Source organism: Methanoregula sp. (assembly GCF_041663825.1).
In the GTDB taxonomy this organism is placed as follows: Archaea; Halobacteriota; Methanomicrobia; order Methanomicrobiales; family Methanospirillaceae; genus Methanoregula.
Genome location: NZ_JBAYLY010000006.1, coordinates 51,531 through 71,273 on the forward strand (window position 1 = coordinate 51,531; position 19,743 = coordinate 71,273).

35 protein-coding genes are annotated in these 19,743 nt (G+C 55.1%); 8 read left to right on the forward strand and 27 right to left on the reverse strand.

Going from position 1 to position 19,743, the window contains the following annotated elements; all coding sequences use genetic code 11:
- Nucleotides 1-428: 428 nt before the first annotated feature.
- The 8 genes from WCX19_RS04205 to WCX19_RS04240 form a co-directional block, all read right to left on the reverse strand.
- Nucleotides 429-1,127, reverse strand: coding sequence for a tetrahydromethanopterin S-methyltransferase subunit A (locus tag WCX19_RS04205; protein ID WP_373005450.1), 699 nt, complete (start codon nt 1,125-1,127; stop codon nt 429-431).
- 107 nt (nt 1,128-1,234) lie between these two features.
- Nucleotides 1,235-2,194 (reverse strand): permease, encoded by a 960-nt coding sequence (locus WCX19_RS04210; RefSeq protein ID WP_373005452.1) that lies wholly within the window; start codon nt 2,192-2,194, stop codon nt 1,235-1,237.
- A gap of 4 nt (nt 2,195-2,198) precedes the next feature.
- Entirely contained in the window at nt 2,199-2,888 is a 690-nt protein-coding gene (locus WCX19_RS04215; RefSeq protein WP_373005454.1) for a DUF166 family protein, read from the reverse strand.
- Entirely contained in the window at nt 2,885-3,232 is a 348-nt protein-coding gene (locus tag WCX19_RS04220) for a putative zinc-binding protein (protein WP_373005456.1), read from the reverse strand. Before WCX19_RS04220 ends, WCX19_RS04215 begins: the two co-directional genes overlap by 4 nt.
- Nucleotides 3,229-3,528 (reverse strand): ferredoxin-thioredoxin reductase catalytic domain-containing protein, encoded by a 300-nt coding sequence (locus tag WCX19_RS04225; protein ID WP_373005458.1) that lies wholly within the window; start codon nt 3,526-3,528, stop codon nt 3,229-3,231. Before WCX19_RS04225 ends, WCX19_RS04220 begins: the two co-directional genes overlap by 4 nt.
- 20 nt (nt 3,529-3,548) lie before the next feature.
- Nucleotides 3,549-4,007 (reverse strand): putative zinc-binding protein, encoded by a 459-nt coding sequence (locus WCX19_RS04230; RefSeq protein WP_373005460.1) that lies wholly within the window; start codon nt 4,005-4,007, stop codon nt 3,549-3,551.
- 4 nt (nt 4,008-4,011) lie between these two features.
- Nucleotides 4,012-4,248, reverse strand: coding sequence for a thioredoxin family protein (locus WCX19_RS04235; protein WP_373005462.1), 237 nt, complete (start codon nt 4,246-4,248; stop codon nt 4,012-4,014).
- A gap of 8 nt (nt 4,249-4,256) precedes the next feature.
- Nucleotides 4,257-4,520: a hypothetical protein gene (locus tag WCX19_RS04240; protein ID WP_373005464.1), complete on the reverse strand. Its 264-nt coding sequence runs from the start codon at nt 4,518-4,520 to the stop codon at nt 4,257-4,259.
- A gap of 113 nt (nt 4,521-4,633) precedes the next feature.
- On the opposite strand from WCX19_RS04240, the gene WCX19_RS04245 reads away from it, so the two are divergent.
- The 3 genes from WCX19_RS04245 (at nt 4,634) to WCX19_RS04255 (ending at nt 6,600) form a co-directional block, all read left to right on the forward strand.
- The gene (locus WCX19_RS04245) at nt 4,634-5,032 is read left to right on the forward strand and encodes an ArsR/SmtB family transcription factor (RefSeq protein ID WP_373005466.1); all 399 of its coding nucleotides are present in this window, start codon (nt 4,634-4,636) and stop codon (nt 5,030-5,032) included.
- A 144-nt stretch (nt 5,033-5,176) separates the two neighbouring features.
- Nucleotides 5,177-5,815: an FmdE family protein gene (locus tag WCX19_RS04250; protein WP_373005468.1), complete on the forward strand. Its 639-nt coding sequence runs from the start codon at nt 5,177-5,179 to the stop codon at nt 5,813-5,815.
- An 11-nt stretch (nt 5,816-5,826) separates the two neighbouring features.
- Nucleotides 5,827-6,600 (forward strand): sulfite exporter TauE/SafE family protein, encoded by a 774-nt coding sequence (locus WCX19_RS04255; RefSeq protein WP_373005470.1) that lies wholly within the window; start codon nt 5,827-5,829, stop codon nt 6,598-6,600.
- Nucleotides 6,601-6,606: 6 nt separating this feature from the next.
- Here WCX19_RS04255 and WCX19_RS04260 read toward each other — a convergent pair whose 3' ends face one another.
- From WCX19_RS04260 to WCX19_RS04275, 4 genes are read right to left on the reverse strand one after another with little or no spacing between them, the layout of a single operon-like run.
- Complete coding sequence (locus tag WCX19_RS04260; protein ID WP_373005472.1) at nt 6,607-6,897, reverse strand: DUF4405 domain-containing protein; 291 nt, start codon at nt 6,895-6,897, stop codon at nt 6,607-6,609.
- 34 nt (nt 6,898-6,931) lie between these two features.
- Nucleotides 6,932-7,261 carry a DUF5400 family protein gene (locus WCX19_RS04265; RefSeq protein WP_373005474.1) on the reverse strand — a complete coding sequence of 110 codons (330 nt, stop codon included), beginning with the start codon at nt 7,259-7,261 and terminating at the stop codon, nt 6,932-6,934.
- A gap of 13 nt (nt 7,262-7,274) precedes the next feature.
- Nucleotides 7,275-8,120 carry a DsrE family protein gene (locus tag WCX19_RS04270; protein ID WP_373005476.1) on the reverse strand — a complete coding sequence of 282 codons (846 nt, stop codon included), beginning with the start codon at nt 8,118-8,120 and terminating at the stop codon, nt 7,275-7,277.
- A gap of 1 nt (nt 8,121) precedes the next feature.
- Nucleotides 8,122-8,802, reverse strand: coding sequence for a DUF169 domain-containing protein (locus WCX19_RS04275; protein ID WP_373005478.1), 681 nt, complete (start codon nt 8,800-8,802; stop codon nt 8,122-8,124).
- Nucleotides 8,803-9,001: 199 nt separating this feature from the next.
- Here WCX19_RS04275 and WCX19_RS04280 point away from each other — a divergent pair, with 199 nt between their 5' ends.
- Nucleotides 9,002-9,445, forward strand: a complete 444-nt coding sequence (locus tag WCX19_RS04280) for a hypothetical protein (protein ID WP_373005480.1) — start codon at nt 9,002-9,004, stop codon at nt 9,443-9,445.
- A 325-nt stretch (nt 9,446-9,770) separates the two neighbouring features.
- Here WCX19_RS04280 and WCX19_RS04285 read toward each other — a convergent pair whose 3' ends face one another.
- The 4 genes from WCX19_RS04285 to WCX19_RS04300 all read right to left on the reverse strand — a co-directional run bounded on the left by WCX19_RS04285 (nt 9,771) and on the right by WCX19_RS04300 (nt 11,313).
- Complete coding sequence (locus tag WCX19_RS04285) at nt 9,771-10,355, reverse strand: hypothetical protein (RefSeq protein WP_373005482.1); 585 nt, start codon at nt 10,353-10,355, stop codon at nt 9,771-9,773.
- Entirely contained in the window at nt 10,342-10,464 is a 123-nt protein-coding gene (locus WCX19_RS04290; protein ID WP_373005484.1) for a hypothetical protein, read from the reverse strand. Before WCX19_RS04290 ends, WCX19_RS04285 begins: the two co-directional genes overlap by 14 nt.
- Nucleotides 10,454-10,618 carry a hypothetical protein gene (locus WCX19_RS04295; RefSeq protein ID WP_373005486.1) on the reverse strand — a complete coding sequence of 55 codons (165 nt, stop codon included), beginning with the start codon at nt 10,616-10,618 and terminating at the stop codon, nt 10,454-10,456. The genes WCX19_RS04290 and WCX19_RS04295 overlap by 11 nt, the downstream gene beginning before the upstream one ends.
- Nucleotides 10,619-10,809: 191 nt before the next feature.
- The gene (locus WCX19_RS04300) at nt 10,810-11,313 is read right to left on the reverse strand and encodes a hypothetical protein (protein ID WP_373005488.1); all 504 of its coding nucleotides are present in this window, start codon (nt 11,311-11,313) and stop codon (nt 10,810-10,812) included.
- Nucleotides 11,314-11,562: 249 nt separating this feature from the next.
- On the opposite strand from WCX19_RS04300, the gene WCX19_RS04305 reads away from it, so the two are divergent.
- Entirely contained in the window at nt 11,563-12,567 is a 1,005-nt protein-coding gene (locus WCX19_RS04305; RefSeq protein WP_373005490.1) for a hypothetical protein, read from the forward strand.
- Entirely contained in the window at nt 12,554-13,306 is a 753-nt protein-coding gene (locus WCX19_RS04310) for a hypothetical protein (RefSeq protein ID WP_373005492.1), read from the forward strand. Before WCX19_RS04305 ends, WCX19_RS04310 begins: the two co-directional genes overlap by 14 nt.
- Before the next feature lie 275 nt (nt 13,307-13,581).
- Here the strand turns inward: WCX19_RS04310 and WCX19_RS04315 are convergent, their stop codons facing one another.
- The 8 genes from WCX19_RS04315 to WCX19_RS04350 form a co-directional block, all read right to left on the reverse strand.
- Nucleotides 13,582-14,091 (reverse strand): hypothetical protein, encoded by a 510-nt coding sequence (locus WCX19_RS04315; RefSeq protein WP_373005493.1) that lies wholly within the window; start codon nt 14,089-14,091, stop codon nt 13,582-13,584.
- A 125-nt stretch (nt 14,092-14,216) separates the two neighbouring features.
- Nucleotides 14,217-14,459: a hypothetical protein gene (locus WCX19_RS04320; RefSeq protein WP_373005495.1), complete on the reverse strand. Its 243-nt coding sequence runs from the start codon at nt 14,457-14,459 to the stop codon at nt 14,217-14,219.
- Nucleotides 14,449-14,820 (reverse strand): hypothetical protein, encoded by a 372-nt coding sequence (locus tag WCX19_RS04325; RefSeq protein ID WP_373005497.1) that lies wholly within the window; start codon nt 14,818-14,820, stop codon nt 14,449-14,451. Before WCX19_RS04325 ends, WCX19_RS04320 begins: the two co-directional genes overlap by 11 nt.
- Complete coding sequence (locus WCX19_RS04330; RefSeq protein ID WP_373005499.1) at nt 14,817-15,230, reverse strand: hypothetical protein; 414 nt, start codon at nt 15,228-15,230, stop codon at nt 14,817-14,819. Before WCX19_RS04330 ends, WCX19_RS04325 begins: the two co-directional genes overlap by 4 nt.
- Nucleotides 15,227-15,628, reverse strand: a complete 402-nt coding sequence (locus WCX19_RS04335) for a hypothetical protein (RefSeq protein ID WP_373005501.1) — start codon at nt 15,626-15,628, stop codon at nt 15,227-15,229. Before WCX19_RS04335 ends, WCX19_RS04330 begins: the two co-directional genes overlap by 4 nt.
- Nucleotides 15,625-16,020 carry a hypothetical protein gene (locus WCX19_RS04340; protein ID WP_373005503.1) on the reverse strand — a complete coding sequence of 132 codons (396 nt, stop codon included), beginning with the start codon at nt 16,018-16,020 and terminating at the stop codon, nt 15,625-15,627. The genes WCX19_RS04335 and WCX19_RS04340 overlap by 4 nt, the downstream gene beginning before the upstream one ends.
- Nucleotides 16,017-16,382, reverse strand: a complete 366-nt coding sequence (locus tag WCX19_RS04345) for a hypothetical protein (RefSeq protein ID WP_373005505.1) — start codon at nt 16,380-16,382, stop codon at nt 16,017-16,019. Before WCX19_RS04345 ends, WCX19_RS04340 begins: the two co-directional genes overlap by 4 nt.
- The gene (locus tag WCX19_RS04350) at nt 16,379-16,585 is read right to left on the reverse strand and encodes a hypothetical protein (protein WP_373005507.1); all 207 of its coding nucleotides are present in this window, start codon (nt 16,583-16,585) and stop codon (nt 16,379-16,381) included. Before WCX19_RS04350 ends, WCX19_RS04345 begins: the two co-directional genes overlap by 4 nt.
- A 167-nt stretch (nt 16,586-16,752) precedes the next feature.
- Between WCX19_RS04350 and WCX19_RS04355 the strand changes: the two genes are divergently transcribed.
- Nucleotides 16,753-17,262, forward strand: coding sequence for a hypothetical protein (locus WCX19_RS04355; RefSeq protein WP_373005509.1), 510 nt, complete (start codon nt 16,753-16,755; stop codon nt 17,260-17,262).
- Nucleotides 17,263-17,411: 149 nt separating this feature from the next.
- A complete protein-coding gene (locus WCX19_RS04360) occupies nt 17,412-17,633 on the forward strand; it encodes a hypothetical protein (protein ID WP_373005511.1) in 222 nt (73 codons plus the stop codon).
- 485 nt (nt 17,634-18,118) lie between these two features.
- Here WCX19_RS04360 and WCX19_RS04365 read toward each other — a convergent pair whose 3' ends face one another.
- Genes WCX19_RS04365 through WCX19_RS04375 form a run of 3 tightly spaced genes read right to left on the reverse strand, consistent with a single transcriptional unit; the run spans nt 18,119 to nt 19,724 of the window.
- Nucleotides 18,119-18,400 (reverse strand): hypothetical protein, encoded by a 282-nt coding sequence (locus WCX19_RS04365; RefSeq protein WP_373005513.1) that lies wholly within the window; start codon nt 18,398-18,400, stop codon nt 18,119-18,121.
- Between the two features lie 2 nt (nt 18,401-18,402).
- A complete protein-coding gene (locus tag WCX19_RS04370; protein ID WP_373005515.1) occupies nt 18,403-18,837 on the reverse strand; it encodes a hypothetical protein in 435 nt (144 codons plus the stop codon).
- 44 nt (nt 18,838-18,881) lie between these two features.
- Nucleotides 18,882-19,724, reverse strand: coding sequence for an Mrp/NBP35 family ATP-binding protein (locus WCX19_RS04375; protein ID WP_373005517.1), 843 nt, complete (start codon nt 19,722-19,724; stop codon nt 18,882-18,884).
- Nucleotides 19,725-19,743: the final 19 nt, after the last annotated feature.

The following is a 19,743-nucleotide window of genomic DNA, read 5'->3' on the forward strand; positions in this document are numbered from 1 at the left end:
GTGCAACCGCAACGGCGGGAAATAGCAAAAGGAAATACTCCCCTGCATAATTTTTACCGGTAGTCCCTGTCTTTTTTAAACCCTCCAGAGAAAACACCGTTCTTCCCATCCCTCGCTTTCCAATAAAAAACGGCACCCCGGAAAAAACGACCCTCATATTCGCGTTCTGGCGGCCTTTTTCCGGGCTGGATGGACTAAAATACGTGGCAAAAACCGGGGCTGTAGAAAGGCCATTAAGGGTCATTTGGCGAGGGGCAAACCTGCCGTATTTTGGCAAACAGGGCCGGATTCTGGCGTATTCTCCACAGGAACTCAAAAAGAAGGTAATCCGGGTTTTTTCGGTATTGACCCGGAGATAGGGACAGGAAACGGAGCCCGTATGGGGCTTATTTTCGATCATCCAAACGACATCAACAGGGACGGGTGGTTCATACCTTTTCATCCGGTGAAGAAACCTCTTTTCCCTGCTTCTTTTTAAGCCGTTCGATCATATCGAGCGCCCTCTGCTTCGCCCTGCGTTCGCTGTCATCGCCCGGCTCTGCCCACGGCTGCGTGACGTTCCATGTCAGTTTCCCGCCGAGCGGGGGCTCCGGGAAAGCCCCGGGATCGAAAAGCGACTGCCCGCGAAAGTCCACCGGTTTTTCCTGGAAGCACGACCAGACCGCTTTACGGATCACGGACTCGTCCTGGAACTGGCAGTCCACGAGCGTCAGCTGCTCGCGGAACCGCTGGATGAACCCGGCCGGGACATTGTAGAGCACTGCTGTGAGTCCTGTCGTGCCGATGATGCGTTTCTTCTCGTCCACCCCGTTCCGGAATAACGCCTTGATCGCATCCCCGGTCTTGTGCCCCTCGGATTCGGGACCCCCGAGAATGAGGTAGCGGATATTCGGGTTTGCAACGATATTGCAGATGACCTTCTCGATCCCGATATTTGCGGTCTGGAGCGTCCCGGAGAGTGCGGCCCCGCTTTCCACGCCGGTCCGCACGAGTTTCTCGATCTCGGGCGGGATCGCTTCGGCATCGTACGTAAGGATGATGATAACTGCCGCCGGGGAATAATCATTTCCCCGCAGGTACCGCCCCTCTTCGGGAGGATAATCCGGATGAGGTTTTACTTTCAGCATGATTTGGATCCTGTCGGCCAACTGAATCTTCGTTTTGTGGAATACGTGCGACGTATCAAAATAATGTTTCTTTTAATCCCGGTTCCCGCTTCATAGTCAGGTTTTCTTTACCCGAGGAGTGCATTGAACAGGTATCCTGTCATGGTGATCGCCACGAACATGATTCCTGCAAAGATCAGGATTAATTTGAGCTTGATAACTTTCCTTAAGATGATCATCTCAGGCAGCGAGAGCCCGATGACCGCCATCATGAACGCAAGTGCAGTTCCCATTGCCATTCCTTTCGCCGTGAGGACTTCCATGATCGGTATCATCCCGGCGGCGTTTGAGTAGAGCGGGATACCGATCAGCACTGCAATGGGGACGGCGAGCGGGTTATTCGGGCCTGCAATGGTCGCGAGGAAATCTGCCGGGGCATACCCGTGGATGATCGCCCCGATGGCGATACCGATGAGGATGTAGGGGAGCACTTTCAGTGTGATATCCCGGGATTCCCCCTTTGCGAACGTGAGCCGGTCCTTCCAGCTCATCGCTTTTTCCGCAAGGTCGTGAAGCTTACATTTATACACGAATTCCTCAACCTCGCTTTCGAGGTGGAGGCGCCCGATGATGATGCCGGCGATTATCGCGATGACAAGGCCCGAGACGATGTAGATGAGCGCAATCTGCCAGCCGAACATTGCAAACAGCATGGCAACGGCGATCTCGTTGATGAGCGGCGAGGCGATGAGAAACGAGAACGTGATACCGAGCGGCACACCACTCTCGACAAATCCGATGAAGAGCGGAACCGCCGAGCACGAACAGAACGGCGTGGGGACACCAAGAAGGGCGGCAACCACGTTGCCCACCCCTTCAGTACGACCCGCCACCCATTTCTTCACTCTCTGGGGAGTGATGTACGTCCGGACGATGGCAACGCCGAAGACGATCACGGCGAGCATCAGCGTGACCTTGATCGAATCGTAGATGAAGAAGTTCACGGACGATGCGAGGGGACTTCCCTGTAACAGCCCAAGGATCGAATAGGTCACCCAGTCGGCAAATACCTGTAAATAGTCCAGCATTTTATTATCCTCCGGCTATTTTCTGAGCTAGAATCTTCTCCATCTCTTCGGTGAACGGGCGAAGCCGCTCGCCGGTCGCTGCATCGGAGGCCGTAACCCCCCGGATCAGTTCCCGTACATGAAGCAGTCCTGCCACTTCCTTGTCGCAGGTCTTCCCGAACCGGGGCGCCCGGCAGAAATGACAGATACGCAGGCCGTAGTGCTGGAGCTGTTCCGGGCTGAGCCGGGTACCGGGGAGTTCCGCGCTTGCTTCAACGGTCGAACCGCAGGGAGATCCCCGGATCACCCGGAGGCTTTCGAGGGTGCCATCGTCCTGCACCTTCACTTCAAACGAAGGTTTCCCGAACACTTTCGCATACTCGTTGATTGCCGGCACCCAGGTATTGTCCTCAAGCGAACACATGGTTACGGGCGCAATGACGTTCTCGTTTACCCCTTTTGCCTGCCGGAGAAACCCGGGGCCGAAACTGACGCCGAGAATAACCGGCTTCTGCTTCTCGATAATCGCGAGGGCTACGTCCGGATGGCGGACGTACGAGATGTAGAGATCGCAGTCGGGAAGAGTCAGTTCGAGGTCATCAACGACCATGCTCTGCGGGAAGGGCGCCAGAATCCATTCCGTCGGGAATCGTTCCCGGATAATCTCATAGGCCCGGTCGCCGAATTTTCCGTCAGATACAATACCGATTTTCATGACGATGCCTCCGTATCCATAACCGCACGGACGACTTTCTCGATCTCGTCATACTGCACGTCGCCCATGCCCTTCTTCTCGATCCCGAGATCGGTAGCGATAATATGGCAGTCGGGTGCGAGCCGGGAGGCAGAGAGTTTTTTCTTCGCACAGCAGTCCGTGCACCCGTCGATCACGATCACCTTCTCGGCGTCCCCGATCTCCGCTTCGAGCGTTGCGGCGGACTGCTTTGCATGCATCCAGACATAGTGCCCCGGCCGACGCTGCATGAGCAGTATGGCTGCCTGTGTGGTGAGCTTGCCGGTATTTGAGATGCCGGAACAGGTGACAAGGGCAACGGTCATTCTTTTTCCCCGGTCACCGGCTCTGCGGTATCCTTCCGGTAATAGAGCTGGCAATGGCAGTGCCCGTCTTTTGCAATCTCGTCTTTGTGGTAGATGCAGGGACAGATAATTGCCCGGTCCTTCTCCTTGTCACCGGACCGGAGCCGGCAGGGGCAGTATTGCTCCCCAAATTTTGTCTTGTTACGGACAAGACCGCGAATAACGGTATCCAGTATTTTAGTACCCGGGTTCAGCACCCAGCCGTTCTTTTGGGCATACTCCTGTGCCCACGCCCGGATCTCGTCTTCACTGGTCATAGCAGCTGTACCGTTCACCCTCAGCAGGTTCCGCCGCAGCCGCACCCGCTGTTTTTCCCGCCGGTCTTTTTCCCCGGCGTCGCTGCATCTGTCATCCGGCCCTCTCCCTTCCAGCACGCAGCGACGATCTTCTCGATGTCGTCGTTCGTGTAGGATTTTGAGGGTCCCTTGGTGATGCCGAGTTCCGTCATGACCAGGTACTGCCCTGCCGGGACCCCCTGCGCCTCTGCAATCTTCTTCCCGCACTGCATCGGGCAGCCGTCGAGGATGAGAACTTCATCGACATTCTTTGCGCTCTTCACCAATCCTTCAGCACCGATCGCGAGCAGCGAAGCGCAGGCAATACTACCATACCCTTCCTCAGTCAGCTGGAGTGCGGCAAGGTTGGTCAGTTGTCCGACATTTGCCTGCCCGGCACAGGGTATAATGATCCGTTTTGGTTCATTTGCTCCGCATGAACATTTGGGTGTCTCTGTCATTGTTTTACTCCGTCAGCATTTTCCTGATCTCGTTCACGTCCGGAATCCTGCCTTCCGACCGCACTTCGCCGTTGATAAAGAGCGCCGGCGGGAGCATAACGCCCCTCCCGACAATTTCGGCAAGGTCTTCCACTTTGACGACCTCTGCTGTGATCTTCAGGTCCTTGACTGCCTGTTCGGCGTTTGCAAAGAGCCGTTTGCACTTTGCGCAGCCGGTCCCGAGTATCTCGATTTTTGTCATGGTTTCCCTCACGTTTTTTTAATTGTTTTCCGGTATTCTTCCATCAGGGCATCGGCATACTGATCCTCGACACTCTTCGGGATGTAATTGTAGATCCGTATCCGTTTCACGAGCGCCGCCCGGATCTCCGGTTCGCACCCGCAGCCCTGATCCTGCACGTACGCGATGCACTCGTCAAGCATCGTGATACCGGTCATGATCCCGTTGATCTTCACCTGCCGGATACGCCGAAGGGCATCGGCAGGGCAGCACGGTCTGTCGTTGTTTTCCATATCATGTCACATGAAGTAGCTGTGTGGTTCTCTCTTGATAAGCAATTCAAATTTTATTGAATCATAATAAACAGGGCAAGATTATATATCTTGTCATTTCAAATTAATTTGAAGTGAAGCGTGTGACCCTGTCTTGTTGCGGGACAAAAAGTAAGAATGACTCCGGGGAAAAGGAGATGGAGATCCCCGGGCAGATCCGGAAGGAACTCGATGATATTGGAGGATTCGATGCCCTTGCCAAGAGCATTCCCCCGCAGGGAGAGCTCATAGAGAAGAGCAAAACGCATCATGCGCTCTCCGATCCGCTTCGGCTCACGATCCTGTACCTTCTCCGTGACCAGCCTCTCTGCGTCTGCGTCATCAAGGCCTGTATCGGGATCGCCGGCTCAAAGTTATCCTATCATCTCAATATTATGAAAGAGGCCGGACTTATCGGTTGTGAACAGCAGGGCAACTGGCTTATTTACCGGCTTACGGATCTGGGAAAGCAGTACGCCGTGGATACCGCGTGACCTGCCCCACTTCCCGGCAACCAGCACAGTCCAGTCATTAAATTTTTTTTGGTGATGAACAGAAACTGACCCTTCCTCCCCTTCACGCATGGGAAAATGCAGTCCCGGCAAATTATATATAACCCCTGCAACAAGGTAACGCTCATGACAACTTCAAAAAAAGTTGAAATCCCTCAGGGAGTCTGGGACTTCCACGGCCACATCTGCCCGTTCATGCCGATCGGGTACCGGATGGGACAGGTCGCCATGCGGGAACTGGGCGTTTCGCACATCGGGGATCACGGCGCATTCGGCCTCTCGGAGATGGGTGTCGGGCACCCGCAGACCTGCATGATCGACGGGTTCATGGCAGTCACCGGCTGCACGTACGGGAAGCTCATGATGGAGCGGCTCAACTATGGAAAAGTCGCCTGCCTTCTCGTTGTCCCGGGGAAGGGCGCCGTCCGCGTGTACCTGAAATCGGAGTTCCAGGACGCGCTTGGCAAGCAGGAATTCTTTGTCTACCGGAAGAAAGGCATCGAGCCATCGCAGGTCCCGGCCGATGTGGTGACGAAGGTTGTGGATATGGTCCTGACCGCACCGGAGTCGGAGATGTTTTCGGTCACAAAACTGCCGGACTTCACGTTCAGCCGGCCGAAAGGTTCCTTTAACAAGATCAAGTGCAGCAAATGCGGCGAGTACGTCTTCGAGCGCTACGTGCGGATGGTCGACGGCAAGCCCGAGTGTATCCCCTGTTCGGGGTATGACCAGACCTGGGTGAATGTCCTGAACGGCGTGCAGTAAACCGGTGCAGAATGGACAGCACCCTCCTGATTGCGATCGCTGCGGTCTTTATCGTCTCCATCATTTTCTCGATGTTCGGGCAGGGTGGTGGATCGCTCTATACTCCAATCCTCTTCCTGCTCGGCTACGCGACCCTGACCTCGATCTCCACCTCGCTCGTGCTCAATCTCATCACGGCACTGGCCGCATCGATCGTCTATTACCGGTCAAACCTTATCGATATCCGGTTCGCGCTCTGGTTTGTGCCGGGCATCTGCCTCGGTGCGTTTCTCGGCGGGGTCGCTGCTGCGTACATCAACCCCGTGCTCCTGATGTGGCTGTTCGTCATCTTCCTCATCGGTGCGGGGGGGAGGATGATCTACACGTACTGGGAGAAGTCGGTACCCGAAGGTGCCTGCCCGGTGCACTATTCCACGGGGATGTATGCCCTCATCGTGGCGTTCAGTTTTTTTGTCGGGATAATCTCCGGCCTTCTGGGAGTGGGCGGCGGGATCCTGATCGTGCCCTTCCTGATATTCCTCTGCCGCTACCCGACGAAAAATTCTGCCGGTGTGGTGAGTTTTATCGTCATCTTCTCGTCCTTGTTCGGGGTATTCGGGCACCTGACGAGCGGCGGTTTTGACATTCCCCTGATTATTGGCTGTGCGGTCGCTGTCGTTATTGGGGCGACCATCGGAGCGCGGAGTATGGTGAAAATATCGAGCGGCTACATCAAGGCGGGTTTTGGGGTGATACTCCTGGTGTTTGCGATCCAGCTTATTTTCAAGCTGGTGCATATTTTTTAAAAATAATTACGTTTCACCTGCATCCGCTTTTTTCGAACCCGGCGTGAGACAGTTCCGGATATTCCAGAAGTACATCCAGTGCAGGATCAGGTGGAGGATGATCAGGGCGGCAAAGGCAAAGCCTGCAATATCATGGTACAGGACCCAGTCGTGCCGGGTGATTCCCATCCATGAGGTTCCGCCCTTCCCGCTCCCCGAGGGCAGGTAGACGTACAGTACAAGCCCGGTGATGAGTGTCGGGATGAGGGTGACCAGACAGCCGAGATCGACTAGTGCGTTAACGGTGATGCGGTTCATGAGAATCTTTTATGATTGTGTGAATATCTCCCCCTCACATCAGCAGCCCGGCAATTGCAAGCACCGGAAGCATGGTTACCAGTGCAAGATGTGCACTATATCCCGGAGCGGTCTGGAAGTTGTCCCGCAGGATCTTATAGATCTGGGTGTATGCGGTGAATGTTACAATCACCTGGAGGAATGCTGCAACAACTGCGATTGCCGAAATCCCGGTTATCAATGCAGCGAGCGTTACGATCAGCGCAAGGATAATCGCCCCGAAATGCGGTGCGAGCTTCATGCCCTGCATCCGGAATGCAATGAAACCGGTTACTATGCTGCCAAACAGGATCGCAAGAGCGATCACCTGGTAGGTCATGTCCATTTTTGTCACCTTTTTAAAAATTCACAACCGCATATGAGGGGTCACTTAAGAGCTGGATATAGGTCGCAGCCCCGGCAAGTTTCACGCCGGAAGCGAGATCCTCTTGCGTCATTCCCCGGAACTTTGCCGAGAGTTCGCAGGCATACATGGTGACACCTGCCTTGATCATCTCGTCCATCAACTGGTCAAGGGGGGCAAACGCCGGGTGTTTCACGCCGGCAGCGCTCCCTTTCCGTGCAATACTGACCCCGTCCATGAGAAGGAAGATGGTCACCTTCTTGCCCATGCTCACGGCCACTTTCGAGAAGATGAAGGTTGCATACGCCCGTTCGGCATTCCCGGTGCCGTTGCTCTGGACAACAAGGACGCGGTCCCGGTTCGCCGCAGAAAGGGTATCCCCGGTCTTCTCCTTTTTCTCACCTTTCTCGATAGTGATAACATGCCGGTCCCCTTCTGTTCCTTCTCCCAGAATCCGCGAACCGGATGCAGTGATGGCAACCGTAACGTCAGCAAGGGTATCGGGACTGGTGCTTTTGACTTTCAGCCGCTCGCCAACTGCAAGGGCAGAGAGCCGTTCCCCCACGATAATTACCGGGCCGGGGCAGGTTTCCCCGGTTACATCGATCTCTTCCAAAGTTTTCCCCGAGGGGATCATTCGGATTTCAAGATCTTTCTCAAGCCGGCTTACTTCCATCGAATAACCGTATTTCCGTGCAACGGCATCCATGCCGGCTTCAGCACCCGGGCTGACGATGAACCGGACTTCTTCTTTTGGATCTTCCAGGCTCCGGAGGACGTTTCCTGCCAGAATACCTGCGTTCGGGGCCCTGATACCGAGAGCCTTCACGGTTTTTACCATATTATCCCCACTTCTGCCTGAATGTCTTAAGTGCTTCCACCATCGCTTCAAGTTCTTTTGGCGGGAACCCAAGGATCACTTCATCCTCCGCAATCCCGGAATACTTCCGGGACCCGTTGCACCCGAGCGTCATGTTCGGGACTCCCCGCTGCCGCACTGCGACAACTGCATCGGCGCAGAGCGACTGGATCCCGGAATAATCGCTTGAGATCCGGCCTCCTGATGTATGGAGGTATGCCTGCGACAGCCGAAGCGCCTGCCGTGGCGTCACAACGAACACCACAACATCGGGTTCGAACTCCGCCTTATCGAGGGGCGCATACACCGAGGCATAATAGGTCTCGTCAAGTTTCGGGATTGCATGGACCGTCTCCACGGCTCCTTCGACCGTCTTGAAGTTCCCGAGTTTCTGGTAGGTTGTGCCATCAGCCACGAGGTCCGGGGAGGGTTCGATTCCCATCACGGCAGCCCCTCCCTTGCAGAGGTGTTCTGCCTGCGTGGCATACCCGGTCACTCCCTTAAGCCGGGCATCCTGCACAAACTGGCAGTGCCGTTCTTTCTTGGCCATTTTTTCATAACCTGCCGGCACATCCGCCGGAGTCCTGGCAAGTTTTACTGCAACCGGGCTCCCTTTTAGCCCCAGAATCTCAATGAGCTCCTTTCCTATCGTCTCGTAGGTCATTCTTGTTCACCTGTTCTCCCGGGTCCTGCCCGGGCACCAGACTGTATGGTCTAACCCTGCTGTATAGTCGAACCTATAAATAGGGTGTTATTGCTGCAAGGGAGATTACCTACATCTCATCCCTTCATATTCAAAAGATAAAAGTGCGGGAGCACGATCAATACATTAAAAACCGTGCGTTTCTGAATACCCCCATAGTATGGACATCACATTCTGCGCTCATTACCGGGGTGATGCACTGCCCCCGACGAACCGGTTTTGCCGGGACTGCCCCATGGCAAAGACCGCGTGTGACCCCCTGTGGTCGCTGGTCGTTGCACTGTCACAGTCAAACGGGGGTGAGGCGGTCCGGCTGCCCGGGACCCGGGCCGTGATGTATCCCAATCCCAAAAACAAAAATATCGTTCACCTGAAGATCAACACGAAATGGGGTCTCCCGAAAGAAGATTTTCTTCACTTCATTGCAACCGGTTCTGCACAGATGGGCAGGAAAGGGGAGCGGCTGGACAAACGTGCCTCACCAAGCATGACACGGCAGGAGCCCTATGTCCAGGCAATTGTTGCGGCACTGGGGGGAGCGGATATTCCCGGGATCGTGGCCGTTCGGATGGTCCAGCAGGGGGACCCGGGATACCAGCGGTGATCCGGCCCCCGGAAAAAACGACCCTCATATTCGCGTTCTGGCGGCCTTTTTCCGGGCTGGATGGACTAAAATACATGGCAAAAACCGGGGCTGTTTAAAGGCCATTAGCAGCCGTTTGGCGAGGGGTAATCCTGCCGTATTTTTACAAACGGGGTTAAAATTGGGCGTATTCTCCACAGGAACAGAAACGGCGGGCTGTACAGGCGTTTCCGGGGGAGGCTGGGATATAAAACCGGGAAACGGAGCCCGTATGGGGCTTGTTTTACCTGAGTGATCATACTCCTCTTTTTTCAGGTGTCTCCGACGTGGGATAAACAGGGGTGATTTATCCCCCCATCCCCGTAATCATCCCGACAATCTGCTGCGCCGTCACCGGGTCCACAAACTGCGCCAGCACCAGCCCCGCCATCGCGGCGAACAGCGCCCAGAACACTTTTTTCACCTGCTCGTTCTTCCCGAACGCCTCTATCACGCTATCCCCATCCGCCTTCATCGCCCGGCGGATGACCTTGGGCAGGAACACAAACAGCGGAAGGAACAGGACCGCCGCCCCTATGAACGCTAAGGTCATCTCCGCCCGGCCCGCAATGAAGATCCCAAGCGGAACGGCAAACACTCCGGCGAGGATCGCAGCCATCCCGACCTCGCCGAACCAGAAGTAGTGCCGCTTCTCGGCATAGTTTTCCCGTTCTGTATCGGTCAGCACGGAAAGATCGAAGATGCCGAGCGTGGAGAGCATCCCGTACCAGACTGCGTGCGTTTCCTCCGGGTCTGCGACGAGACCGAGGAAGAAGATTGCAACCGGCACGATAAGCAGGAGAAGGGGAAGGCCGGCCAGCGCCATGACAAGGCCGAGCAGGAGCCCGGTCCCGCAGATGGCGCACCGGGTCAGCACTTCATTCTCGAACATCGGCATCCTCCGCAATACGGATCCCGAAGACCGGGCTCGTGTATCTGCCAAACGTGCCCCGGTACAGCCCGGTCACCGTTGCGACCGGCTGCACATTCTCATTGTCCATGATATTCCTCCCTGTGATGTTCGTGTTCGTCCCGGAGTTTTTTGAACTCCTCGACTACCTCATCGTATTTACCAATTTTCTGGTAGATGGCAAACAGCAGGGGATACAGCGGGAGCACGGCCCCGAGCACAATCCCCAGAAGTTCCGTGTCCATAACGCTCCTTAACCGAAAGTGGCGATCCAGACGGGAGGGGGACTAAAAAGGAGGTTTGCCCTCCTGCCGGCCTTTGTTCTCTTTTAGAAAAGCCGGGGAGGGGCATGTCCTCCTGACGTTTCCGGTCCGATGACCGGTCAGGGAACGTGCGTCCCTCTCATCCGGCCTCCCGTTCTGGAATGCCGGTGTCTTTAGGCAAGAGCGGTAACGGTGTCCGCCCAGGTCTCGACCCGTGTCCGGATCGCATCGTCCTCGTACGAGGTGATAGTGACGCGGTCCCGGCTGAAGTTCACCATATAAATCTCGCCGTTTGCGTCGTGGCACTTCAGGGTCACGGAAAATGTGTCCTGATCGGTATCATGAGCCACGGTACCACCGTGTGCCGTGCTGACCGCAGCAGCGGCAAGCAGCGCAGTCACCCCGGCATTGAACTTGGCGAGCGTGTCGAACCGGTGGCTGCCCGTGCCAACGCTCTTGGCATCGGTGTCCTGGTAGACGAGCTTCGCGGTGTATGCCTCCCTGGTCTTCTCGACCGGCAGGTGGCTTTCACCGGCAGTCATATACGCTACACATGCAAACGGGTTGTCGGTGATGACCGACTGGACGATCGTGTTGAACGCCGCAATGTCTGCAATGGGTTCTGCAAGGGTGCGTACCGCACTCTTGACATTGGTATTCTGTACGAAATCTGCCATTTTTTCTTTTCTCCCGCCCTCGGGCGCCCTTGGGCTAAAATATTCCTCTATAAGACGGGGGTTTTAGGTTTTGCTGAAGGGAGGGGAAAAACAGGAAACCTCACGGCCGTTTAAATCCTCATTTAATTTGTGGCAGAAATTATCACTGATATCTTTATCATATTATCACTAAAATGCGATAAGTGCAAAATTTTCAATTATCACTGATACATTTATTATAGTATCGCATTATAGTGATAGAGTAACAGGATGATTAACGGCGAAGAGAATTTGATACTGGATTCCATAAAGCGCGAACTGGATATCAGCGACAACGCATCCGTGTCCTGGGAAGTACCGGTCTCGGAGGAATTCCCGTTCAGGGCTGATCTGGTTATCGAAGATTATTCAAAAAAATACATCATTGAGATCAAGTCGCGACTGACCATCGATACCATCGGGCGCCAGCTAGTCCTGAAAAATCTTCTCCGCACTACAGAATCCCGGAATAAATATGCGGAATTCGTCATCGCAAGCAAGCTCATATCCCCACAGACCGAGAAAATCGCCCATTCCTGCGATATTCGGATAATCGCATTACCATACCGGTCGAACATCCCGGAAAACGAAAAGTCCGATGTACGCCGTATCGAAAAGATCAGTTCGGCAAAATCATGGAAGATCGTGATAGCGCTCCTCACCGAAAAAGAGACCTCCATCCGGCATATCGCCATGAAAGCGAATGTCTCGTACGGGTGGGCCCATGCAACCGTGAAGAGCCTGGTAGCAAAGGGGATTGTCATCGAAGTTAACAATTATGTAAAACTTAACGATATCCCAAAACTGTTGAATGGAATCGCATGGGAACGCCCGTTTGAAAAATTATATTATAACGAGGTTATCCTCCCGGAGAATGACGCAATGTCAGTGGCCCGGACTATAACAATGATGTGCGACAAGCAAAATATTGCCTGTGGGTTCACAAGTTTCACGGCAGGGGGGATGTATACCAATTATGGGTTCCGCCACGACACGGTGTATGTCTATATCCGTAAGGAGAGCCTCGATCCGTTCCTTGCGTGCTTTGATGCTTCGGACACGCAGGGGCTAAAAGTCCGGGTATACAAACCGGACCGGGACATATTCTCAGATACGCGGATAATCGAAGATATCCGGCTCGTATCGCCGGCGCAGGCCCTTCTCGATCTGGCAGGGCAGGGCTATAGTGGCCGGGACCTAACCTTAAAACTCGTGGAGGACTATGCCCGCTTATGAGGTTCCCCGATCTGTCATTGATGCCTCGTTAGAAGAACTGGTAGAAATATATCGCTGGGTTCATGAGCGGGAAAGTCCGGAGAGTCCTGTCACGGTCCTGATCGGAGGATGGGCAGTGTACTGCTATAACCCGTGGTACGGGTCTATCGATATCGATCTGGTGACTAATGCCGGAACGCGACAGCATCTCATGCGCCATCTGCTGACGAGTCGGGGTTTCATCCGGAGGCGCAATCCCCCGTTTAAGAACAGTGTTGTGAAGGTCATCCCTCTTAACGGCGAGATCATCATCGATTTCATTCGCCGTAACGAGAGAAATTGTTTCGAGGGCAGGGATGAACCCTGCCCTATGAATCTCCTGAATGGCAGGACGATTCAAAAAGAAATTTCACCAGGATTTTCCGTCACCCTCCCTGAGCGCTCACTCCTGATGATCCTGAAATTAAAAGCTGCATGGGACAGGGCATACCGGATAGAGGAGCACACCTCCGACAGGGAGGATTGGGAGAAAGGCAAACTCAGGAAAGACCGTGCGGATATTTTATCTCTCATCGATCCACAGGCCGGAGGGACAGAACTTGATTTCATGTTCCTGGAGGAAATGCTGCACCGGTACCCGTTTCTCAGAGAAACTCTTGTGATAATTCCCGATGATCGGGATGCACTTCAGATGTACACCCGTATGAACCGAAATGTTGCACAAGACGCTATCGAGAATGTGCTCCGTTTGATTGAATAAAATCCACGCATATTCCCAAATAATAATCCTGAACGCATAAGGGCAAGAGAAGGGCTTTATAAGGGTCTAAAAAAGCCAGTCTCTCCCGGAGGAGAGGGGCCTATTCATTTTCACCCCACAAAAGAGTGATTAATAACCATGTGAACCGGACGATCTTATGATCGTCCGGTTCACAGGACCTACTTTTCTTATTCACACCATATCCATCTCCCGTGCCTCATCCCGAATACCACCCCTGTAACAATACCCGCAGAACTTCACACCCGCGATGACCCTCATAATCCCGCCTTCTGTCCCATCGCCATCCCCGCGAGTCTCCGTGCCTCCGCGGCCCGCGCTCCTACACCGGGATCCTCCTCTTCAAACACCGGGTCGATCCTGTCCCTGATGCTCCAGCGTTCCGAACCGTCATCACCCATCGACAGCCATGCGGAGAGCCGGTACAGGCACAGTTCCCGATCCTTTTCTTTCCGGATTCTGGAGAAGAGCCGGGTTCGTACCCGGTTGCCCAGAACCATAACGGTATTCTCGCAGATATCGGAAAGGAGATGCATTTTCTCCTTCATCCACGGCGATGCGAGCGCCTTTATGTTACATGCAGCGAGAAAATCGACAGCAAGCGATTCCTGCCCGTCTTCTGTGTCCACCATTCCGACCGCCTGGATCTCAAGGACCATAAACGCCTCTCCCTCAAGGAGCGCCCTTCTGGCGTCCTCCTCCGTCATCTCGGTAATCTCCGGACGGTATTTTATCACGGGCAGTATCTCAAAAGGTTCTTCCGGCATAGGTTTCCCTCATTTCATTCCCGCCGCATACCTGTACATGCGTTGCATCTTTTGGTGGCATACCCGGCCCTTTGCACATCTTTCCGTACCTCCTTCCCTGCTCATATGTTTTGTTCCGGCAGCAGTCAACCCAGATGCTCCGCGCCCCCGGGTCCGGCCCCGTCCTCCTGCTTCACCCGCTCTTCGTGCTCGTCGCGTGATTCGACGATAACGGCGTACCGGTGATTAAACCGGCGCTCGACCCTGATGAGAAAGACCGACTCGCGTTTCAGTTTGATCTGCTCTGCGATTGCCTTTGGGATCAGGTAGAGCGGGATTCCCTCGATCTTCTCGGTCACTACCGGCGGGCAGGCAACCTCACCGGGCATAGGCGGCCACCTCGCGGATACCGGTCGTCTGCACATCGTAGCAGTGGATCGAACCGTTCGGCGATACCACCCAGACCTCGCAGCGGACAAAGGCGTTGCCCGGGTCCATCATCAGCAGGGAACGGAACTGGCAGATCTCGTACCTGCAGAACGACTCGACATACCGGACGCTCACCGCCCCATACGCCATACGGAGTTTCACGCAGAGCGCCTCGTAGTCGCCCCGCATCCCCACGAGGTGGAGCGGGATGTAGCGCGAGAGGTAACTGCTCTCCACCGGCAGGACCGGCTCGTAGCCCCGGGACACGAGCAGTGCCGTTGCCCGCTGCCGGTAAGCGGCAAAAGCGCACTTCCGGATCATCCTGCACCTCCGGCGGGGGCATCCTGCTTCTGATCCGGGGGGATCTCCCGGAGTCCCCGTGCAGTAATTTCGAACTGCTGGAACACATCCGGGGGGATCGAGACCCAGCACTCGTACCGGGCTCCCTCCAGTTCCGCCGGGAGACCGGCCCACACGTTCTTTACCTGCGTGATTTCGGCCCGGCAGAAGATGTCTGCATCCTTTGCGTCGAACCGGTGGAGCGCGACTTTGATCTTCACTACCAGGGTGTCGTCGCTCCCGTCGTCCCGGAGCCGGTGGGCGATCAGGTTGTAGGGAATATAATGCCGGTCCTGGAATGCATCGCTGACGCTGATGGAATCGTAGCCCCGTTTATGGAGCAGGCGTCCCGCCTCGCGTTCAAGGACCGCCATACGCCGTCCGGGGCTCATACGATCCCCGCGATGTCGGATGAGGGCGACTGGCTGACTGCAAACTTCGGGATTTCCCGGACGGCATCCGGAGATACCCCAAAGGATCTGAATCCGTGGGTGAGGGAATAGGTCCAGATCTCGCAGGAAAGCCCGGCCTGTCCGGGGTGCCGTGCGAGATATTTCCGGAACAGCACGATATCGCGGTTGAACCGGCTTTCGACCGTCACGGCCGAGACGGGCAGGCGGGAGATCTTCCGGATCCGGATAAACCGGGTCCCGCCCGCTTTTGACGCGACGAGATGGGCCGGAGGGGCCCGCTTGTCAAACCCGCAGGGGATGACCCGAACAGCGTACCCGTGCGTCTGGAGCAGTTCGCTTGCCCCCTGCTCGATGACCGTTCCGCGCCGGCTGGTCATACCGGTACACCCCAGGCAGGCAGCGGGGTGATCTTTTCCCCGGACCTCATATCGACGAGCGTCTCCGGCAGGATCCTGATAAGGTAATATTTACCGAAGGGCAGCGCAACCCAGCACTCGTACGGGTCGGTTGTTCCGGGATTGTTTTTCATTTGCCTGCGGAGGATGCGGATCTCATCGTCGCAATACCGCGCGACATCCGCCCCATGGACAAGCGTGTTGGGGCAGATTTTCAGTTTGACATGGAGCCGTTCTTTCTCGCCACGGGTGCAGACAAATGTCTCCGGGGCATTGTGATCCGTCAGTGTAACGGACCAGACCACCGCGTAGCCACGGCGGTTTAAGATCCTCTGGGCTTTGCGCGAGATTGCGTGCAGCGGGCTTGGGGTCATGCGGTGCCTCCCTTGCAGGGCGAAATGATTTCCCGTTCGGCCCGGTCCGACGGAATCTCGAAGATAAGGGTCGAGATATCCTCACCGAATGCGACCGCGAGGAACCGGTCGCGGGGAACCATGAACCGCTCCCGGCCGTTCTCAATGATCACGGACCGCCCCGAGGGATTGAGCCGGACCCTGCCCGACACCATCGGGGTTTCGTTCGCGCCTGCCCGTTTTGCCAGGAGCGGTACCGATTCCCCGATGAATACGAGCAATCCCAGATCTTCCGGGCAGATGAAATGCGCCTGCCCGTTGATCGTGACGTGGACGCAGCCCTCGCTTCCGCCCCGGACCTGCCCTGCGGCTACGGGAATCATGCTGCCCCCGTTTCCCGCAGTACCGCGATGCGGTTGTCCTCTTCCCGGACCCGGGACCGTGCGGGATCATCTCCCGTGCCGCTGATCCCGTGCCCGTTGTTTTCCCTGATCGTTTCCCTGCCAGAAAAGCCCGTCCGCTTTTCCTGTGCTTTGACTGCCCCCTGAATCACCTTCAGGGATGTGCCGGCAGTTATGTTCTGCATAGTTTCCACCGTTTTTTTTTAAATTCAACCTGCCATACTAAAAAAAACGGGTGACACCGGGACCCCCGTTTATGAAATACTTACCGGGCCGGTGGTTCCGGGGAGGATGAAGGTTGACACGCCGATCGATCGTGACCTGTTTTTAGATTCGGCAGGTCCCCTGTCGGATGAAAACGATTCATTCTGCCCGGGCACCGGTGTTACAATACCGGTCGATCACCAAAGAAAGAGAAGAGCGAAAAGATGGGGGCGTGGCCGCTCGTCTTTCTGTACCGCAGCCCCGCGTTCAATGCATTTTCTGCAACGGTCGGGACAACGAATCCGAAAAACGGAAGGCACGCGGCTGCGGGCAGTGGCACCTGAGGGTACGCGGCGGACATGAATCCGGCCCTGATGGCCTTTACCGCCATTTTGAACTTCATTTTCAGGTGCGTTACGATTTTTCGGATCATTGTAATAATAGAATCAAGCCTATACACGTATTTAAAATAAATGTAACCCGGAGGTTATACGCGCCATTTTTACGAAAAACCGGCTCAGATATGAGGTTTTTGCCGGATTTGTATGAGAAAATTCCCGGGGCGCGGCTGAAAATCCGGGAAAATGCATGGACTATCATCAATTTTGTGGTTGGAGGTGTTGGGGGGCGGGGGGTGCCGCAGTATTCAGAATCTTAATGTTCACGAACGGTGAGTTGTCATGAGGATTGAGGATCGTGCTTGGCGAAATGGGATCTGACCTGGTAGAATTTGAGGCCGAATGGTCCAAAAGGTGCAAAGATCTGGATGGGATTGAATTATCTCCCCGCGAGGCAGTATCAAAAAAAATGGATTTTGAAATGGCGGAACATATGCTCAAGGTCCACCTGTTCACGATCGATCTGGAGGAGTTTAACAAACGAATGAAAAAAGTTGAGTGGGACGTGGATATCGCGTTAACAAAGGCAAAAACCAATTTCCGGAATAACGAAACCCGGCGTTTGAAAAAAGCGTGGGGGCCCATTGCCGGATTTATTTATTTTGTTAAATCGAAATTGGGATATTACTAAAATATACCGGCAAACAAATTCCTCTCTTCATTATACCGGAACGTGCTGTTCGTTCATGGTAGCGGGTCTGATGCAATCCACTCGCGACAATCCCGCCATTTGCCACTTGTCTTCACGTCTTGCAATGCATCTCCTTCTGGCAATGGCAGGTTATGCAGGCGGCCAACCTCTTTTTTCCCCGTCCCGTCGAAAAAATGACCCTTATATTCGCGTTCTGGCGGTCTTTTTCTGGGTCAGATGGACTAAAATACGTGGCAAAAACCGGGGCCGTCCAAAGGCCATTAAGGGTCATTCGGCGAGGTCGAAATCAGTCGTATTTCGGCAAACGGGGCGCTATTCGGGTGTATTCTCCACTGGAACAGAAACCGTTGATTTTACGGGGATATCCCGGCATGGCCTGAACAGGAAAAGGGGAAACAAAGCCCGATTTGGGGTTATTTTCCATATCCTGAGAGTAGTCTCATCGTAAGGATGTGTCTCCCCCATCACCATCGTCGGGAAGACGGTCTCCTTTTTACCAGGTACCGTGTCGAGATCCTGCGCTGGGGGATTTTGACCGGTATTCTCTCGATTTTCTCCACGGAATACAGGCCGGTGCGGGAAGGATTCCGGTAGATCCTGCGCAGGTATCCCGAAATTACCGTTGCACAGGATTCGTCAAGATGGAAGTACATCCTGAGTTCGTATACAGTGATCCACCGCTCCGAATCCCCCGATGCCGCCATAAATGCGTCCAGAAGTTCCGGAATTTCGTGAGTGTGATCCATGGTTATGTGGTTACGGGTATTTGGTAATCCTGCAAACCTGCCCGCCCCGATGCAGCCCGGGTATCGTAGCACTCCGTCATACATGGGGGGATTAGCGTTCGAGCGGGCACGATTTCACCGGCAGTCCCTGAATATCCGGGCTCCCGCTTCCCTCTCTTGTGTACCGTGCCGCATTCCCGCAGGGTCACAAGGTAACGGTCCCCGCGAATGTTTTCGGACGGCATGGCCGGTATGCGTTCGATTTTAAGAACGATGTAGGGAAACCGGACAAACGGCCCCTGCTCCAGGCGCCGTAAAAACGCGGAGACCGTTACACTCTGGTACCGGGTCAGGCCGAACCGGTCGCGGATTTCCTGCACGGTGACCCAGCGTTTGTCTGCCGCGCTCTCCTTCATGTATGCTTCGAGCAGTTCGGGAATGCCGGGATATTTCCTCATATCAGTACCGTCCGTGATTTTGTTGCATGATTCAATAAATCCAATCAGGATTCGACCCGTTTTACCAGGTTTTCCATGACCTCGTCCACTGCCTTCCACGTGGGTGTATCGGCATGGCGGAGGACGTACGGGCGCCCCTCGTCTCCTGCTTTTACCATCTCGGGATCGAGCGGGATCGAGCCGAGGTAGGGAACGCCCAGTTCCTGTGCCGCCTTCTCTCCGCCGCCGCGTCCGAACAGGTCTACGGTCTTCCCGCAGTGGGGGCAGACCATGCCGCTCATGTTCTCGATGATCCCGATGACGGGCAGTTCCAGTTTCCCGATAAACTTTATTGCTTTTACCGCGTCGAGCACTGCCACGTCCTGGGGCGTGGTGACAATAACGGCGCCCTGGACATTGGGTGCGAGCTGGACAATGGAGAGTGCCTCGTCCCCGGTTCCCGGGGGAAGGTCTACGATCAGGTAGTCCAGCGTCCCCCAGTTCACGTCGGCGAGGAACTGCTCGATCACCGCCATCTTCATCGGCCCGCGCCAGATAACCGGCGAACTTGTATCCGGCAGCAGGAACGCCATCGACATGACCGAGAGGTTTCCCAAGACATGGACCGGTTCCATGTGATTCTCCAGCACGGCCGGCCGCTCGTTCTCGATCCCCAGCATCTTGGGGATATTGGGACCGTGGATATCGAGGTCGAGCAGTCCGACCTGCCTGCCATGAGCTGCGAGAGCTGAGGCAAGGTTGACGGATACGGTTGATTTACCCACGCCCCCCTTACCGGAGAGGACAAGGATTACGTGTTTCACATCGATCGTTGCTTTGGGTGGGAGCCCTTTAGGGGTATGGGATGTACCCTTCGTTTCCGGGTGCTCATCAGAATGTGGCGTCATGATAATCAGTAGGGTGAGG